Genomic DNA, 16,182 nt, shown 5'->3' on the forward strand with positions numbered 1-16,182 from the left:
ACTCTTCCTATCAACGCCAGTATATTTAATTAGTCTGAAAATTTAAACTTATCTTACAACCCTTTTTTTATTTACGCAAGTCTTTTATTTACGAACACTCAAATCAGTTGCCCGAACCGTACCCCATGGCGAGACATCAGCTCTGACTTCTAATTTTTTCGCATCCTCATATCCTTTTCCTGTTCCCTGCGCCACATAATACTGATTCAATTGGGGGATGGTGACGTATTTGTCGTAATAATCTCCGGCAACTGAACCGAAAAAGCGTTCATTCGAGATCCGGTCGATCTTGGCATAACCATCAGAATCCGTCGTAAACGTAACGTAGACCAATCCTTTTTTGACGGAATCTGCCGGCTTCAGGTCAGGATACTGCAACATGACATATTCACCGAAGACCGGGCTAAACGGATCGTACGGTTCCGCCCGAAAACGATAGCTGTCACCGAACCAGGAAATGGAATAAAAACTGAGGATCACACCGAGGACAACGATGATTTGCAGGACTGGAAACAGATACCGTTTCATGACGGAACCCCTCCTTCATGACGTTTTCGAATCCACCATAAGACACCGGCAATCAGGAAGACGAGCAGTGCTCCGACGAGGAAGAACAATGACATATCGAGACGATCCCAGGCATAGATGAAATAAATCGTCAGTTGGACCGCGATGAAGTAGATGAATGGAATCGTCAGACGACGACCTTGACGCTCTTGCTCAATCAAATAGACAAAGGCAATGAGTTCGACGAGCGCAGCAATCAAGATGGCTTGTTCATCAAACCAAAGGAATCCGAACAAACCGAGCGGTAAAATCCAAAACAACGGACGAAATTTTTGATACATCAAGTATCCGATTGCGAGACCGAAAACAGCAAGCGCGATTGCTTCTCCCAAAGGAATGACGGAGTCCGTCGTTTCCGCACGTATCGTTAAATAGATCAGTGAATTGATTGCGGCGACAATCAAATACAGATGGTATAAAAAATGACGGTCCTGTTCCTGTTTGACGACGAGTAACAGCGGGACAAGGGCAAACAAGGTCCAAATCGGCCAAAGGAGACCGTCATAAGAGACAAGGGCAAACAACTCAAGTCCCGATAGATAAAGAAATAACCAACTGAGAATGAGGGACGGAAAAGACTGGCTGAAATAGAACCAGGCAAGCGAAACAATCACGACGAAGACAATCGATGTCCAGTCGAGAAACGTGGCGTGCTCACTTCCGAATCCGCCGACTCCGGTAAAGATATTCAAACCCGAGATGAATGCGAGAATGGCATAGGCCGGATGACGCCACGTGAAGAAGTGGGCAAGCGCGGCAAGAAAGACGGCCCAACCGATGAAGGAACCTTGCATCGACATATGGAAGCTCTGAACGGTGACGATGAGGGCTCCGGCAAAAGCGATCAGTCCAAGGATCCGGAAAGCGACGGGATTCCAAATGGTTCGACGTTCCGATACATCTGCCAAGACATAACAACCGACCATGATGACTAAAACCAAACCAATCTTAATGAGGGCAGGAATCGCCTGCCAATTCGCAGCTAAAAAACTGAGTAAGGCTAAACCGACAAAGGTCAGTCCGACAATCAACAACAATGGGACACGCTTTTTATTTTTCCGATGAGCTTCATACTCCTTAATTCGTTGAATCGTCTCTGCATCAATCAAACCGGCCTGTTGCCACTCCATTAACTTCGTCAGTCGCGCCATCATTGACACCTCCCGATTACAAGTTGCTAGGCTACATTTATATTTTCCCGTTTGTCGTCGAATCTATGCGGACATTAACAGAAATACAAGTCACCACCATGACTTTTCCCGACACAAAAACGACCGCCTCCGTAAAGGGGACGGTCGTCTGCTGAATTAGACTTTGAAACGTGAAACCAGCACTTGCAATTCTTCCGCCATATCAGACAATGTTTTCGCCGATTGCGAAATATCTTCCATCGAGCCGAGTTGTTCTTCCGTCGTTGCTGCGACGCGCTCTGATGCGGCAGAATTTTCATCTGCGATATGGGCGATTTCCGTTGCGGATGCCGAGACTTCCTGGACGTTGGCAGCAATCTCTTCGACCGTTGCCGTGACATCCTCGATCCGCGGTGTCATCTCTTGGGTCCGCAACATGATTTGTTTGAAACGAACGGCCGAATCTTCCGTCGTTTCCAGTCCCGCTTTCGTATGATGCGATACTTCTTTCATCAGGAAGACCGAACGTTCCGTTTCCTGTTTGATATTTTGAATCAGATGGGAGATTTGTTTCGTCGATTCCTGCGACTGTTCCGCAAGCTTCCGCACTTCACTGGCAACGACGGCAAATCCTTTTCCGTTTTCCCCCGCCCGTGCGGCTTCAATCGCTGCGTTTAAGGCAAGTAAATTTGTCTGGGTGGCAATGCCGTTGATGACATCGACAATCTTTCCAATCTCGTTCGAGCGGTGTGCGAGTGATTGGATGACCTCACCAAAATTCTCGACCGATGTATCGATTGCCTTCATCTGCTCCACGTTTTTAGTAACAGCGGCCGTACCGTCTTCTGCTTCTGAAGCCGTCGCACGCGACAATTCCGAGACGTTGGTTGAACTTTCGGCAATCCGCATGACACCTGACGTAATGGCTTGAAGTGATATAGCATTGCCGTCCAGCTGACGTTTCGATTGACCGGCGCCTGCCGCCATCTCTTGAATCGAACCGGCAATTTGTTCCGAGGCTGCCGTCGTCTGCGCCGCATTTGCCATTAATTCTTCTGAAGAGGCCGCGACCTGTCCAATCGATTGATCAAGATTCGTGATGATGCCACGCAACGACAGAATCATCGTATTGAAGCTTTCTGCGACTTGTCCGATTTCATCATCCGACTCGACGACGACCTCTTCCGTCAAATCGCCTTCTTGAATCCGTTCCGCACTTTTCGTCAATCGATTCAGCGGGCTGATGATCGAACGTAAGATAAAGAATAACAGTAGTGCAGCCAGGAGGAACGTACCAGCAATGACACCTAATGTCGTCCATAAAATACTGGATGTTTCATCCGTGATTTCATGATCGTATAATGTCCCGGCGACTTTCCAACCGGTCAAACTGTTCGTCATGAAATCCATCTGCTTTTCTTCATCTTCAAATAAGTAGGAAAAGCGTCCTTCCTTACCCGCATAAAGGGAACCAACCCAACTGCCGGACGCTGTTTCACCCGGTTTCAACGTCGGATGGGTAACGAATTTTTTTTTCGAATCCAAAATCGTGACGTAACCTTCTTTTCCGATTTTGATTTTTTTAGCGATTTCTGCAATCCGGTCGACATCAACGTCGACTGCAATGACACCGCGTCCGTTTCCACCCGTCTGCGAGAGCGTGACCATCATCTTGCCCGATGCCGCATCCACATACGGATCCGTGATGACGACTTTCCCACCAGCGTCTTCTGCTGCTTTGTACCAAGGACGGTCCCGAGGATCATAATCATCCGGCATCGACTGTTCCGGATAGATTGTCATCTCTCCTGATGTCGTCGCATAATAAATATTAGCGGCTTGTGGATGGGTATCTAAGTATTCGGTCATTTTTTCTTTTAAGTCGAGGTTCTGTTTACCTGATTGATAAAGTGTCCCGTCAATCCGGTCCGCGAAAAAGGCGACATCGCGTCGCATCGGATCGATGATGTTCATGATTTCATCGTTCATCCGGTCGACTCCGGCATGAGCTGACTGCAGGATTTCATTCGTAATTTTTTGTTTGGCCTGACTGTAAGAAACAAAGCCAATCAATAAAGACGGAATCAATAATAAGAGCATCGATGTCAGGATCAACTTCTGTTTAATACTCAACGTACGCTTTTTCTTCTGTTTCATATCCAACTCCCATTCTCGAGCTAAGTACTCGTCGTTCTAGTTTCTTTATCGGTTAAAATGTATGTTTTTTCACAGAAAATCAAAAAAAAGAAACGGATCCTTTTAGGAATCCGCTTCCATTTTTTAAACACTTACGCTTCTTGATCGCCCTTCCAGTTCATCATGCCGCCTTCGACGTTGACGACGTCATAGCCATACTGTTCGAGGAACCGTCCGACGTTTTCACTTCGTCCGCCTGCCTTACAAATCAGATAATAGGTCTCGCCTTCTTGCAGCTCTGTATACCGCTCACCGATCTCAGACATCGGCAGAAAACGGACATTCGGAATGTGGCCGGCATCGTATTCGTCTTGTTCCCGGACATCCACAACGTGTAACGCTTCACCAGCTTCAAGCTTTTCTTGCAGTTCATCAACATGAATCGTTTTCATAATTAATCCTCCTCTGACGTATCTGTGTCCAGTGTAGCAAAACTGACGTCGAAACAGAACAAAAGAGACCAGCCGAAGCTGATCTCTCCTGTTATTATTCCCCGGACGCTTGATCCAGTGGCTGACGCTTTTGTTTATGCATTCCCCGTGCATAATACACAGCAATCAAAATCACATACCAGAGTGGTCCGACAATCAGTGCAATCCGTGTTCCGGCATCAAATGCCATCAGGACAATGACCCCCGCGAGAGCGGCTAACGCAAGATAGTTCGCAATCGGGAAGAATGGAACGGCGAATTCAGCCGTACCATGCACTTTCCGTGCCCTCATTTGAGCAATCAAAATCATCGCCCACGTCCAGACTGCTCCGAATGTCGCGATACTTGTGACAATCGCAAAGACATCGTCCGGCAAGAAGTAGTTGAGTGCGACACCGACTAGCAACGCAACCCCAGAAAGAATCGTCGCGAGTGCCGGTACACCATTTTTCGAAATTTTTGCGAAACGTTTTGGTGCTTCCTGATTTTGTGACAAGTTCATCATCATCCGGGCTGTCGAGAAGATCCCGGAATTACATGATGATAACGCTGCCGTCAAGACAACGAAGTTGATGATTCCGGCAGCTGATGGAATACCAAGTGATTCAAATAATAACACGAATGGACTGCTGTTATTCTGCCCGACTTGATCCCATGGATAAATCGAAAGAATGACGAACAGAGCACCGATGTAGAAGACTAATATCCGTAAGAAGACATTGTTGACCGCTTTGCGAATCGTTTTCTTCGGATTTTTCGCTTCTCCTGCTGTGACCCCGATCACTTCAATCCCTAAGAAGGCAAACATGACCATTTGCATCGCCAGTAAGACGCCACCGAACCCATTCGGCAGGAACCCGCCATGCGACCAAAGATTTGAAATCCCGACCGGCGTACCGCCGTTCCCGAAGCCGATGACGATCGTCAACGTTCCAAGGATAATCATTGCGACGATGGCAACGATTTTGATTAATGCAAACCAGAATTCAAATTCCCCATAAAACTTAACCGCAATGAAGTTGATGCTTGTCATCAAAATCAGTGCACCAAGCGCCCACATCCAAGTGGGTGAATTCGGGAACCATTCTTGCATATAAATCCCGACGGCCGTAATTTCGGCCATACATGTGAAAATCCAGAGTAACCAATAATTCCACCCTGTCAGAAAACCGGCTAGCGGACTGACATATTTTCGGGCATACTCGGCAAAACTGCCTGCTACCGGTTCACGGACCGCGAGTTCCCCAAGAGCCCGCATGATAATGAAGATAATAAGACCACCGATTAAGTACCCGATCAGTATTCCTGGTCCAGCTAATTGAATCGCTTTTGCGGACCCCAAGAACAGTCCGACACCGATCGCCGCCCCCAGCGACATCAATGTAATGTGACGTTCTTCTAATCCCCGATTCAGTTCTGTCTGTTGTTTCATCTGTACGACGTCCTTCCCGTCTCTGTTTGTTTCCTAGCAGTTCCCCTAACCGCTACGTTGTCAGTATAAAGAAATTGTGTCCGTTTTGTAAACGTTTTCAAGAGATATTTTCTCCGAATCCCACATACTCGAAATATTCTGATTTATGTAACGGTACATAAAAGGAGCAACCACCTATACCGAATAGTATACATGACTGCTCCTTTCATAAAGGTTACAAATCTTATTCAACCTTTGCCAAAGGTGATTTTTTCATTGTGGTTTTCTTTTCCGTCAATCGGAATAAACCGTTTAAGAGCAACGCCGTTACTGATCCGGCAACGATCGGGCTATCTGTCAAGACACGGACCTGATCCGGAAGTGACGCGACAATCGCCGGATTCATGCTGATACCGAGTCCGACACCAAGCGCAAGAGCCACCGTGATGACATGGTCATTTTTAGAAAAATCGACGCGGGATAAAATCCGGATTCCGCTCGCTGCGACCGTTCCGAACATGACGAGCATCGCTCCACCGAGAACTGGTTTTGGAATCAGCGTCGTGAATGTTGCGACTTTAGGTAAGAAACCAAGCACAATCAAAAAGAACCCGGCAAAAATAATGACTTTTCGTGTTTTCACACCCGTCAACTGAACGAGACCAACGTTTTGACTGTACGTCGTATACGGGAAACTGTTGAAAATCCCGCCAATGATCGTTGCGGCCCCTTCCGCCCGGTAGCCACGGGCCAAATCTTTATCCGTCAACTTCTTATCGGTGATTTCCCCAAGCGTCAAGAAGACCCCTGTCGACTCGACCATCGAAACGAGCCCGACCAGCGTCATCGTCAAAATGGCCGTCGCATTAAAGGTCGGAACACCAAAATAAAACGGTGTCACCATCTGGAACCACGACGCTTCGGCAACCGGGCTAAAATCAATCATGCCCATACCGAATGCGACCAACGTGCCGATCAAAACAGCAATCAACACCGCTGCCGCTTTTGAAAAGACAGTCCCGTATCGGTTGAAGATCAAAATCAGAACAATCGTCAACGCGGCGAGTCCCAAGTAGCGTAAGTCACCAAAATCCTTTGCTCCCTGTCCGCCGCCGATATCGTTAATAGCAGCCGGAATCAGCGAAATGCCGATAATCGTCACGACAGAACCGAGGACGACCGGAGGAAACAAAATCGCAATCCGGCTGAACCAACCGGAAATCACTAAGATGATTAATCCACTGGCAATCAATGCTCCGTAAATCGCGGTGATACCTTGCAGACTGCCAATCGCAATCATCGGACCGACGGCTGTAAATGTACAACCGAGGACAACCGGCAAACCGACACCCGTGTACTTCGTCACGAACACCTGCAACAATGTCGCCACGCCGCACATGAATAAATCGATCGCGACGAGATATGCCAGTTCCTCACCGGATAAACCAATCGCACTACCGACAATCAACGGAACAATCGCTGCTCCCGTATACATCGCGAGGACATGTTGCAGACCAAGACTCGCCGCTTTGACGTTGGATAGCGTCTTCATGTCGTCACCGGGTCAACAAATGTCGCTTGTCCGGCTTCGAGCTTTTCGATGCGGGCAAGGGATTCAACACGGAAACCGGCATCAAGTAACTTTTGACGTCCGGGTTGGAAAGATTTTTCAATGACGATGCCGAAGCCTGCGACTTCCGCTCCTGCCTGTTCGACGAGTTTCGCGAGACCAAATGCCGCTTCCCCGTTCGCTAGGAAATCATCGATGATCAAGACTCGTTCTCCCGCCTGCAAATACTTTTCCGCGACCGTAATCGTACTCGTCTGTTGTTTTGTAAACGAGTAGACTTCCGCTGAAATCGTGCCTTCGTTTAACGTCAACGACTTCGTTTTCCGGGCATAGACCATCGGTACACCAAGGCGCAGGGCTGTCATCATCGCCGGTGCGATTCCGCCTGCTTCAATCGTCAAAATCCGGGTGATTCCGGCATCTTTGAACCGGTCCATGAATTCATAAGCAATTTCCCACATTAAAGTCGGATCGACCTGGTGGTTTAAAAAGGAATCGACTTTTAAAACTTGATCCGATAAGACTAATCCTTCTTGTGTAATCATTTCTTCCAAACGTTTCATAACTGATTTCTCCTTTTTTTGAACGAAAAAAAACGTACAGCCGCTACCCGGGGGCAGCCACTGTACGCTAAAAAGAGAGCAGTAACTCACCACCCGTAGTCGGACCGTTACGGCGATCCGGTAGAGACTCGTGGGCCAATTCCCACTATTATACGAGCGTTGCTATACGTTTATTCGTTGATGCGTGATGTGTTCCATTTTACGGAGTTCGCTGAAAAAGTAAAGTCTTTTTCGAAAATGGCTTACGCTTGGCGTTCTTCAACAGCTTGTGCTGCCGTGATGATTGCCAATTTGTAGACGTCTTCTTCGTTACATCCGCGTGAAAGATCGTTAACCGGTTTGTTAAGTCCTTGGAGAATCGGACCAATCGCTTCGAAACCACCAAGACGCTGGGCGATTTTGTAGCCGATGTTTCCAGACTCAAGGCTTGGGAAGATGAAGACGTTCGCTTGACCGGCAACATCTGACTCCGGTGCTTTTGATTTCGCGACACTTGGAACGAAAGCTGCATCAAATTGTAATTCTCCGTCGATTGCGAGTTCCGGCGCCCGTTCTTTCGCGAGACGTGTTGCTTCGACGACACGTTCTGTTTCCGGTGATTTCGCCGAACCTTTTGTCGAGAAGCTGAGCAAAGCAACTTTCGGCTCGATGCCGAATGTTTTTGCCGTTTTGGCAGATGCGATCGCATTTTCAGCTAAATCGTTAGCATCCGGTGCAATGTTGATTGCACAGTCAGCAAACACATACTGCTCGTCGTCACGGACCATGATGAAGACACCTGATGTCTTTTTATAACCTTCTTGCATTTTGATGATTTGAAGTGCCGGACGAACCGTATCACCTGTTGCATGCATCGCGCCGGAAACAAGACCTTCTGCTTTTCCCGTATGAACAAGCATCGTACCGAACGTGTTGACATCTTTAAGGATGACTTCACGTGCCTGCTCGGCTGTTGCTTTTCCTTTACGACGCTCGACGAATGAGGCAACCAGTTCTTCGATTCCTTCATATGAAGCCGGGTCAATCGTTTCGAGATCTGCAACGTCGATGTTATTCGTTGCTGCTGTTTCTTCGATTTGACCACGTGGTCCGATAACGATTGGTGTGACTAAACCGTCTTTTTTCAAACGTACAGCTGCACCAAGAACACGGGCATCGATTCCTTCTGGGAAAACGATTGTTGGTTGATGGGCTTTGACTTTTGTCTCAAGCATTTCGAATAATTGCATGGTATTGGCTCCTTTTGTGGCGAATAAGTGTCGGTTTCTATTGTTATTCCATCCCATTGTTCATTATACACAGTTCTGTTTCGTTGTTAAAACAATTTGCAAAAAAGTGTGTTTTTCATTCTGATGCCTGACTTTTCGAATACTATTACAGTATTTTTTTCAATATAGTACAGGTAAAAAGAGAGACTGTTCCTCACACCCTTTTACCTCATACCCCGCTTTCCGTTTTTGTATGTCGGTCCCACTTCAAAATCAAACCCGTTTTCTTACGGGGAAGACAAAAAGATATGGTAAGATTGAACATGGATTAACACGTTTAACATTACAGATTCAGGAGGTTTTCTTATGCAACATCAATCATCCGAACCAACCGTTACGCAACAAGCTGCCGAAACACTTGATGGCTGGTATACATTCCATGATTTCCGCCGGATTGACTGGTCCCGTTTAAAACAAGTCGACGCTTCTGTCCGGACTAAGATGGTGCAAGAGTTCCAGGCGTTCTTAGGAGAACTCGCACAAGTCGAAGAACAAAAAGAAGGCAGTCACGCCCTCTATACGATCATCGGTCAAAAAGCGGATCTCGTCCTGATGGTCCTTCGTCCGACAATGGAAGACATTCAAGACGTCGAAGTGAAGATGCAAAAACTTGATTTATACGACTACTTGATTCCAACGTATTCATACGTCTCTGTTGTCGAACTTGGAACATACCGTGGGTCAGGAGAAGGCAACCCGTACGAAAATCCGTATGTCCGCGACCGTCTCTATCCGATCCTGCCGAAATCGAAGCACATCTGTTTCTATCCGATGAGCAAGTCACGCCGCGACGGCGACAACTGGTACACACTCTCGATGGAGAAACGCAAAGAACTGATGTACCGTCACGGGATGATCGGTCGGAGCTACGCCGGGAAGATTCAGCAAATCATTGGCGGATCAACTGGATTTGACGACTGGGAATGGGGCGTCACATTGTTCGCAAACGATATTCTGCAGTTCAAGAAAATCGTCTACGAAATGCGTTTTGATGAAGTCAGTGCCAAATACGGTGAGTTTGGCGAGTTCTTTATCGGTAATCGCCTTGAAACTACGGATCTCGAAGCACATTTCGCACTTTAATCTGCTAAATCACGTTTCATAGGAAAACCCTACGGGAATATACTCTTTGCGGTCACAAAAACTGTCAGATTTGTACCTGAAGGAGGAATTACCATGGGGAATGCTATGAACCGATCAACGCGATCGCGTGAATTGCAATTCGCTGTGCTTTCAAAAGAGCTAAAGCCAGTCGCGGAACGTGTACTGGATCGCTATGAGCAAGCATTATCGAAGTTAAATAAAACACAACCTGCCAAGCGCTAAAGCAATTGCTTTTGTCGCTCTATCGTACCGGTGAACAGACAGTCGTCTGTTTACCGGTTTTTTGCGTCCATCAAAAAAGAATCTATCCGCTTCATGTTTCTCTGTCAGAGTCACGTGAAGCGAGTAGATCCTTATTGTCTTTACAGTCCTTTATAAGCCCCGATGGCAACAAAAATCCATGCTGCGATGAACAAGACGCCACCAATTGGTGTAATCGCACCAAGTTTTGTTACACCCGTCAGCGCCATCACATACAGGCTGCCTGAGAAGAAGACGATTCCGGCAAGCATCAACCAGCCGGCCAATGAGAACTGAGAAATCGATACTTTCAATAACATCCCACCGAGTGCGAGGATTCCAAGTGAGTGAACCATTTGATATAACACACCCGTCTGCCAGTTCGCGAGCATCCGCTCCGATAACATATCTTTTAAGGCATGGGCACCGAACGCACCCAGTGCTACGGCGAGCATCATCGATAATGCTCCGATCATGATGAAAATTTTCATTCTTTTTCTCCCCCTAAGCGTCGTGCTGGTAAATTCCATTCATAATAATAGGATAGCATACGTAAAATCGTGATCAGCCCTAGTAATGTGAACAAATGGAGTGGATTCGTCAATTCAAACCGGTCGATGACGAGCGCTGCCATGACGGCCCACATCGCATAGATTTCTTTATGCAGGACAAGTGGTTTACGTCCGGCGAGTAAATCGCGGATGACACCCCCACCGACTCCTGTAAGAACGGCTGCCGAGATTGTTGCGGATAATGGCAACCCTTTAGCGGAAGCCATCAAGGCACCTTGAATCGCAAATGCTGCTAGACCAAGTGCATCAGCGAGAACGCCCCATCGCGTCCAATGCGGTAAAAATAATTGCGGTAAAATGAAAATCAACAAAGCGACTAAAATCGCGATTAAAAACAGTCCGCCTTGCGACCAGAGGGCAGAAACCGGGACACCAATCAACAGGTTACGGATAGCACCGCCACCAAAGGCCGTAATCAAAGCGAGCAGCCAAACGCCAAACAGATCATACTTTTCTTCCATCGCGACAATCGCGCCACTCATCGCAAATGCTAACGTGCCGATGATATTTAATAAGTCCCAGGACATACGCACATTTCACCTTTCTCAATAGAAATTCCAATACTTACTATACGCTCTTTTTCAATTCCGGCAAGCTTATTTTTTCTGTCACCGATTCGACCGTTTGTAAGTGTCGTTTTTAGGTAAAGTAACCTATACTGAAACAAACTGTACAGGAAGCTAGGTGACCGTATGAAACGTTGGGCGCTTTATCGGATTTTCATCATCGTAACGATGTTCGCTCGTTACATTTGGACGATTTATCGATTCACCCGGAAGAACCGACCCGGTACGAATAATGAAGAATTTGAGCGCATCATGATTACGATTGCGCGTGACTATAAGAAAAAAGCCCTTCGTCTCGAAGGACTCCTCATTAAACTCGGGCAGTTTCTCTCGATTCGGGCCGATCTGTTTCCTCCGTCCGTTTTGATGGAACTGACGGAGCTCGTTGATAAGGTCCCATCAAGCAAGCTCGGCGAATCCCGTAAAATCATCGAAGAAGACTGGGGAACGACGATTGAAGACATTGTCGATGATATCTCCCCCCGACCGGTTGCCTCTGCTTCGATCGGAGAAGTCTACAGCGCGACGCTTAAATCCAACGGACGGAAAGTGGCAATCAAAGTCCAACGGCCGAACATTGAACAAATCATCAAAACCGATTTCCGGGCGATGCGGCTCGTCATTGCGATGCTCCGCCGGACGTCACTTAATAAATCAACCGATTTACAGAGTCTGTACCGCCAAATGGTCTTCGTCATCGGAGATGAGCTGAACTACCGGACAGAGTTGAAAAACGGTTTGTATTTCAAAAAGATGTACGAAACAAATCCTGTCATCTATATTCCGGATTACTTTGAAGAACACTGTACCAACCGTGTTCTCGTCATGGAATGGATTGAAGGGACACGCATCACGGATCTTGATTACTTAGCGGAACATAACATCGACCGCGATGAACTGGCCCGGAACCTGTTCCTGAATGCCGGAGAACAGTTATTGTTCGGCGGAAAATTCCATGCCGATCCCCATCCGGGTAATGTCCTTGTCCAAAGTGACGGCCGGATCGTCCTGCTCGATTTCGGGATGATCGGTGCGACGACAGCTGACGATATGCGGGCTATCCAACGCATCCTCCAGTCGTTTGTTACGCTCGACTATGATGCCATCGTCGATGGACTCGAAGATTTACGCTTTTTATTACCAAATGCCAACAAGCAAAACATCCGTCAAGCGATCGAAAAAGCCGTTACTTTCTATCTTGAAAGTGACATGGAAAACGTCGATACGAAGTTGATTGAAAAAGTATTATCTGATATTGAATTACTCGTTCGAAACGAACCGATTCAACTCCCGGCAGAGTTTGCCTTTTTCGGGCGTGCTGCCTCGACAATTCTCGGTATCCTGCAAATCTTATCACCTAAAATCAATTTGCTGGATCTTGCCAAGCCGATGGTTCGGAGATGGCTCGACGACGAAGGAAAAAACCAAAATCGTTACTTGCAAATCGCCGCTTCCTACGGAGCACGATTACTTGCCTTCCCCCGTCTTGTCAACGATGCCTTAAGTGAACCGACCCGGTGGCGATTGTTTGAACAACAGAAGTTTTCCCGTGTCGCTAATATGGAGTCATTGAAAATCCGCCAGTGGACGAGTTCTCTCGTCGGTATCGTCAGCCTTCCGGTCAGCTACACCGGCTATTTCCTCGCCCACTATGATTTGATGGGCATTTCGCTGACCATCGCCGTCATCGCTTTATGGAACGGACGACGCATCGGACGACAGATTGTCCGGATTGCCGATGAACCGTTTAAATAATCATCCCAACGTCCTGTTTCCAGGACGTTTTTTTATTTTGAAATAATGTTTTTTCATTCTTCTATGTTTTTTGTATCTATTCCCGGGGTACATCTTCAAGTAGATAGAAAGAAAATTAGAAGAGGTGAAACACTTGATTGATATCTTAATCGCGCTCGTACCCGCCTTGATGTGGGGGACACTTCCGTTAGTCGTCTCTAAAATCGGTGGTACGACGGAACAACAAATTATCGGAACGACACTCGGTGCGTTGATTTTCGCCATCATCACGTTCTTTTTCGTCAGTCCTGAGTTGTCGGCAACGGCTTGGATCGCCGGATTCTTCTCCGGGGCTTTTTGGGCGCTTGGACAAATGAATCAGTTCGCGGCCTTTAAACAGATGGGGGTCTCGAAGACGATGCCGATCTCAACCGGGATGCAGCTCGTCGGTACGTCATTGTTCGGTGTCCTCGCTTTTGGTGAATGGTCGAACCGGACTGCCTTGATCCTCGGTATCAGTGCGCTCGTCTTGATCGTTGCCGGTGCTGCTTTCACTTCTTATAAAGAAGATAAAAGCAAACAGGATGAAAATATCGGAAAAGGTTTACTGTTGCTCCTGATTTCGACTGTCGGTTATGTCGGTTATGTCGTCATCGCCCGTTGGTTCAACATCAACGGTTGGGAAGCCGTCTTGCCGCAGGCAATCGGTATGGTCATCAGCGCCCTCCTTCTGTCGTTACGTAAAGGCAACCTGTTCACGAAAAAAACAGCCGGCAACACAATTGGTGGTCTCATGTGGGCAGTCGGTAACATCGCTCTATTGTTTGCTACCGCCAAAGTCGGCGTCGCAACAAGCTTCTCACTGTCGCAAACCGGTGTCGTCATCTCGACAATCGGCGGTGTCGTGTTGTTAAAAGAAGCGAAAACAAAAAAAGAAATGACGTTTGTCATCATCGGCTGTATCCTAGTCGTCGCCGGTGGTATCATGATTGGATTTACGAAGCAATAATAAGGAGGAGTTCATCTTATGTACAACAGTCTAAAAGGTAAAGTTGCCATCGTCACCGGTGGATCAATGGGAATCGGTGAAGCCATCATTCGCCGTTATGCCGAAGAAGGAATGCGTGTTGTCATCAATTACCGGAGTCACCCGGAAGAAGCGAAGAAAATTGCAGAAGACATCAAACAAGCGGGCGGCGAAGCCATCACTGTCCAAGGTGATGTCTCAAAAGAGGACGATATGATCAATCTCGTCAAGGAAACGGTCGATCATTTTGGTCAACTCGATGTCTTCGTCAATAATGCCGGTGTCGAGATGCCGTCTCCTTCGCACGAAATGTCACTTGAAGACTGGCAAAAAGTCATCGATATCAATTTGACCGGTGCTTTCCTCGGTGCCCGCGAAGCACTGAAGTACTTTGTTGAGCATGATGTGAAAGGAAATATCATCAACATGTCGAGTGTCCACGAAATCATTCCATGGCCGACATTCGTCCACTATGCCGCGAGTAAGGGCGGCGTCAAACTGATGACCCAAACGCTCGCCATGGAATATGCGCCAAAAGGTATCCGGATCAATGCCATCGGACCTGGTGCCATCAATACACCAATCAATGCCAAGAAATTCGAGGATCCAAAACAACGTGCTGATGTCGAAAGCATGATTCCGATGGGCAATATCGGAAAACCGGAAGAAATTTCTGCAGTCGCAGCGTGGCTTGCTTCAGATGAAGCGAGTTATGTAACGGGGATTACCCTGTTTGCTGACGGCGGTATGACACTTTATCCATCATTCCAAGCCGGACGCGGGTAATCCCCGCGTTTCTGCTATCTAAAGGGAGGAACCCTCATGTCGAATTTCTTCACGCTGCTCAGGCGCGGAAATAAATCTGCTCTCGCTGCTGCCATCGTCAATACCATTATCGCCATTATAAAATTCGTCGCTTACATCCTGACGGGAAATATCGCCATGTTTGCAGAAATGATGCATACCATCGGTGACGCAGCCAACCAGTTTTTTGTTTATGTCGGATCAGCATTAAGTAAAAAAGCACCTACCAAACGGTTCCCAAATGGATTCGGTCGACTCGTCAACCTTGTTTTACTTGCCGCCATTCTTGTCGTCGCCATTTTGGCCTACGAAACGATTCGTGAAGGTATCCTGCATATTCTTCATGCACCAGGTGAGAAGACAAGCGGTCTTTGGATCATCCTGACCGTGCTTGGAATCGGTGTCGTGCTTGAAGTCGGTGTCTTTTACAAAGCAATGATCGAGATTGCCCATGAGACCGGATTAAAATCCCGCGGTCTGACGCTGGTCGGTCAAAGCTTTGCTAACTTGTCGCAGGCCAAGCCGGCGACACGACTCGTCTTCATGGAAGATTTGGTTGCGACACTCGGTGGCCTCATTGCCATCATCGCCGTCTTGATTTCGCATTATACGTCGTTTTATCAGGCAGAAGGGATTGCTTCGATTTTGATCGGCTTGATGATGTTCTACGTCGTCTATAATGTCTTCATCCAAAATGCTGCCGGTGCCCTTGGTGAGATTGATGAAGTCCTGACGGCAAAAATCGGAGAAATCCTGATGCGCGATCCAGACGTTCGTGACATCGAAAAACTCGAAGTCATCAAAGAAGGAGACCACTTCCACGTCGAAATTGAGATTGAAGTGGATCCGGGACTGACGATCGCTCAAGCAGATGATATTAAAGACCGTCTTGAATTGCAGATTCGGATTCTAAAAGGGATCACGGATGTTACGATTTCCTTTGATGAAGATGATAAGATTCAACACTATCAACCACCGACACAACCCTAACACATAAAA

Annotated in this window: 16 protein-coding genes, 1 riboswitch and 1 other annotated feature (1 of these 18 only partly in view); of the genes, 6 read left to right on the forward strand and 10 right to left on the reverse strand. The window is 47.3% G+C overall.

Annotation, left to right across the window (positions count from 1 at the left end; genetic code table 11):
• Positions 1-23, reverse strand: a binding site (T-box leader) (it extends 227 nt beyond the left edge of the window).
• Positions 24-84: 61 nt separating this feature from the next.
• The 8 genes from P402_RS0115535 to pta form a co-directional block, all read right to left on the reverse strand.
• On the reverse strand, positions 85-528 hold the full coding sequence (locus P402_RS0115535; protein ID WP_026829521.1) for a GDYXXLXY domain-containing protein: 444 nt from the start codon (positions 526-528) through the stop codon (positions 85-87).
• On the reverse strand, positions 525-1,718 hold the full coding sequence (locus P402_RS0115540) for a DUF2157 domain-containing protein (protein WP_026829522.1): 1,194 nt from the start codon (positions 1,716-1,718) through the stop codon (positions 525-527). The genes P402_RS0115535 and P402_RS0115540 overlap by 4 nt, the downstream gene beginning before the upstream one ends.
• A 156-nt stretch (positions 1,719-1,874) precedes the next feature.
• On the reverse strand, positions 1,875-3,830 hold the full coding sequence (locus tag P402_RS0115545) for a methyl-accepting chemotaxis protein (protein WP_235188896.1): 1,956 nt from the start codon (positions 3,828-3,830) through the stop codon (positions 1,875-1,877).
• Positions 3,831-3,985: 155 nt separating this feature from the next.
• Positions 3,986-4,285: a rhodanese-like domain-containing protein gene (locus P402_RS0115550; protein ID WP_026829524.1), complete on the reverse strand. Its 300-nt coding sequence runs from the start codon at positions 4,283-4,285 to the stop codon at positions 3,986-3,988.
• A gap of 94 nt (positions 4,286-4,379) precedes the next feature.
• The gene (locus P402_RS0115555; protein WP_026829525.1) at positions 4,380-5,756 is read right to left on the reverse strand and encodes an amino acid permease; all 1,377 of its coding nucleotides are present in this window, start codon (positions 5,754-5,756) and stop codon (positions 4,380-4,382) included.
• A 223-nt stretch (positions 5,757-5,979) separates the two neighbouring features.
• Positions 5,980-7,287 (reverse strand): nucleobase:cation symporter-2 family protein, encoded by a 1,308-nt coding sequence (locus P402_RS0115560; protein WP_026829526.1) that lies wholly within the window; start codon positions 7,285-7,287, stop codon positions 5,980-5,982.
• Entirely contained in the window at positions 7,284-7,868 is a 585-nt protein-coding gene (locus P402_RS0115565; RefSeq protein WP_026829527.1) for a xanthine phosphoribosyltransferase, read from the reverse strand. The genes P402_RS0115560 and P402_RS0115565 overlap by 4 nt, the downstream gene beginning before the upstream one ends.
• A gap of 76 nt (positions 7,869-7,944) precedes the next feature.
• A riboswitch (purine riboswitch) is annotated at positions 7,945-8,044 on the reverse strand.
• A gap of 66 nt (positions 8,045-8,110) precedes the next feature.
• On the reverse strand, positions 8,111-9,097 hold the full coding sequence (pta, locus tag P402_RS0115570; RefSeq protein ID WP_026829528.1) for a phosphate acetyltransferase: 987 nt from the start codon (positions 9,095-9,097) through the stop codon (positions 8,111-8,113).
• Between the two features lie 345 nt (positions 9,098-9,442).
• Here pta and hemQ point away from each other — a divergent pair, with 345 nt between their 5' ends.
• Together hemQ and P402_RS17095 are read left to right on the forward strand one after the other, a co-directional pair.
• A complete protein-coding gene (hemQ, locus tag P402_RS0115575; protein WP_026829529.1) occupies positions 9,443-10,219 on the forward strand; it encodes a hydrogen peroxide-dependent heme synthase in 777 nt (258 codons plus the stop codon).
• Positions 10,220-10,324: 105 nt separating this feature from the next.
• Positions 10,325-10,462, forward strand: coding sequence for a hypothetical protein (locus P402_RS17095; protein ID WP_200868745.1), 138 nt, complete (start codon positions 10,325-10,327; stop codon positions 10,460-10,462).
• Between the two features lie 140 nt (positions 10,463-10,602).
• Here P402_RS17095 and P402_RS0115585 read toward each other — a convergent pair whose 3' ends face one another.
• Together P402_RS0115585 and P402_RS0115590 are read right to left on the reverse strand one after the other, a co-directional pair.
• Entirely contained in the window at positions 10,603-10,971 is a 369-nt protein-coding gene (locus P402_RS0115585) for a DUF423 domain-containing protein (RefSeq protein WP_026829530.1), read from the reverse strand.
• On the reverse strand, positions 10,968-11,579 hold the full coding sequence (locus P402_RS0115590) for a trimeric intracellular cation channel family protein (RefSeq protein ID WP_026829531.1): 612 nt from the start codon (positions 11,577-11,579) through the stop codon (positions 10,968-10,970). Before P402_RS0115590 ends, P402_RS0115585 begins: the two co-directional genes overlap by 4 nt.
• A 165-nt stretch (positions 11,580-11,744) precedes the next feature.
• On the opposite strand from P402_RS0115590, the gene P402_RS0115595 reads away from it, so the two are divergent.
• The 4 genes from P402_RS0115595 to P402_RS0115610 all read left to right on the forward strand — a co-directional run bounded on the left by P402_RS0115595 (position 11,745) and on the right by P402_RS0115610 (position 16,173).
• On the forward strand, positions 11,745-13,373 hold the full coding sequence (locus tag P402_RS0115595) for an ABC1 kinase family protein (protein ID WP_026829532.1): 1,629 nt from the start codon (positions 11,745-11,747) through the stop codon (positions 13,371-13,373).
• 136 nt (positions 13,374-13,509) lie between these two features.
• Positions 13,510-14,361: a GRP family sugar transporter gene (locus P402_RS0115600; RefSeq protein ID WP_026829533.1), complete on the forward strand. Its 852-nt coding sequence runs from the start codon at positions 13,510-13,512 to the stop codon at positions 14,359-14,361.
• Between the two features lie 18 nt (positions 14,362-14,379).
• The gene (locus P402_RS0115605; protein ID WP_026829534.1) at positions 14,380-15,165 is read left to right on the forward strand and encodes an SDR family oxidoreductase; all 786 of its coding nucleotides are present in this window, start codon (positions 14,380-14,382) and stop codon (positions 15,163-15,165) included.
• Between the two features lie 36 nt (positions 15,166-15,201).
• Positions 15,202-16,173, forward strand: coding sequence for a cation diffusion facilitator family transporter (locus tag P402_RS0115610; RefSeq protein ID WP_026829535.1), 972 nt, complete (start codon positions 15,202-15,204; stop codon positions 16,171-16,173).
• Positions 16,174-16,182: the final 9 nt, after the last annotated feature.

The sequence above is a fragment of the Exiguobacterium sibiricum 7-3 genome (assembly GCF_000620865.1).
GTDB classification, from domain to species: domain Bacteria; phylum Bacillota; class Bacilli; order Exiguobacteriales; family Exiguobacteriaceae; genus Exiguobacterium_A; species Exiguobacterium_A sibiricum_A.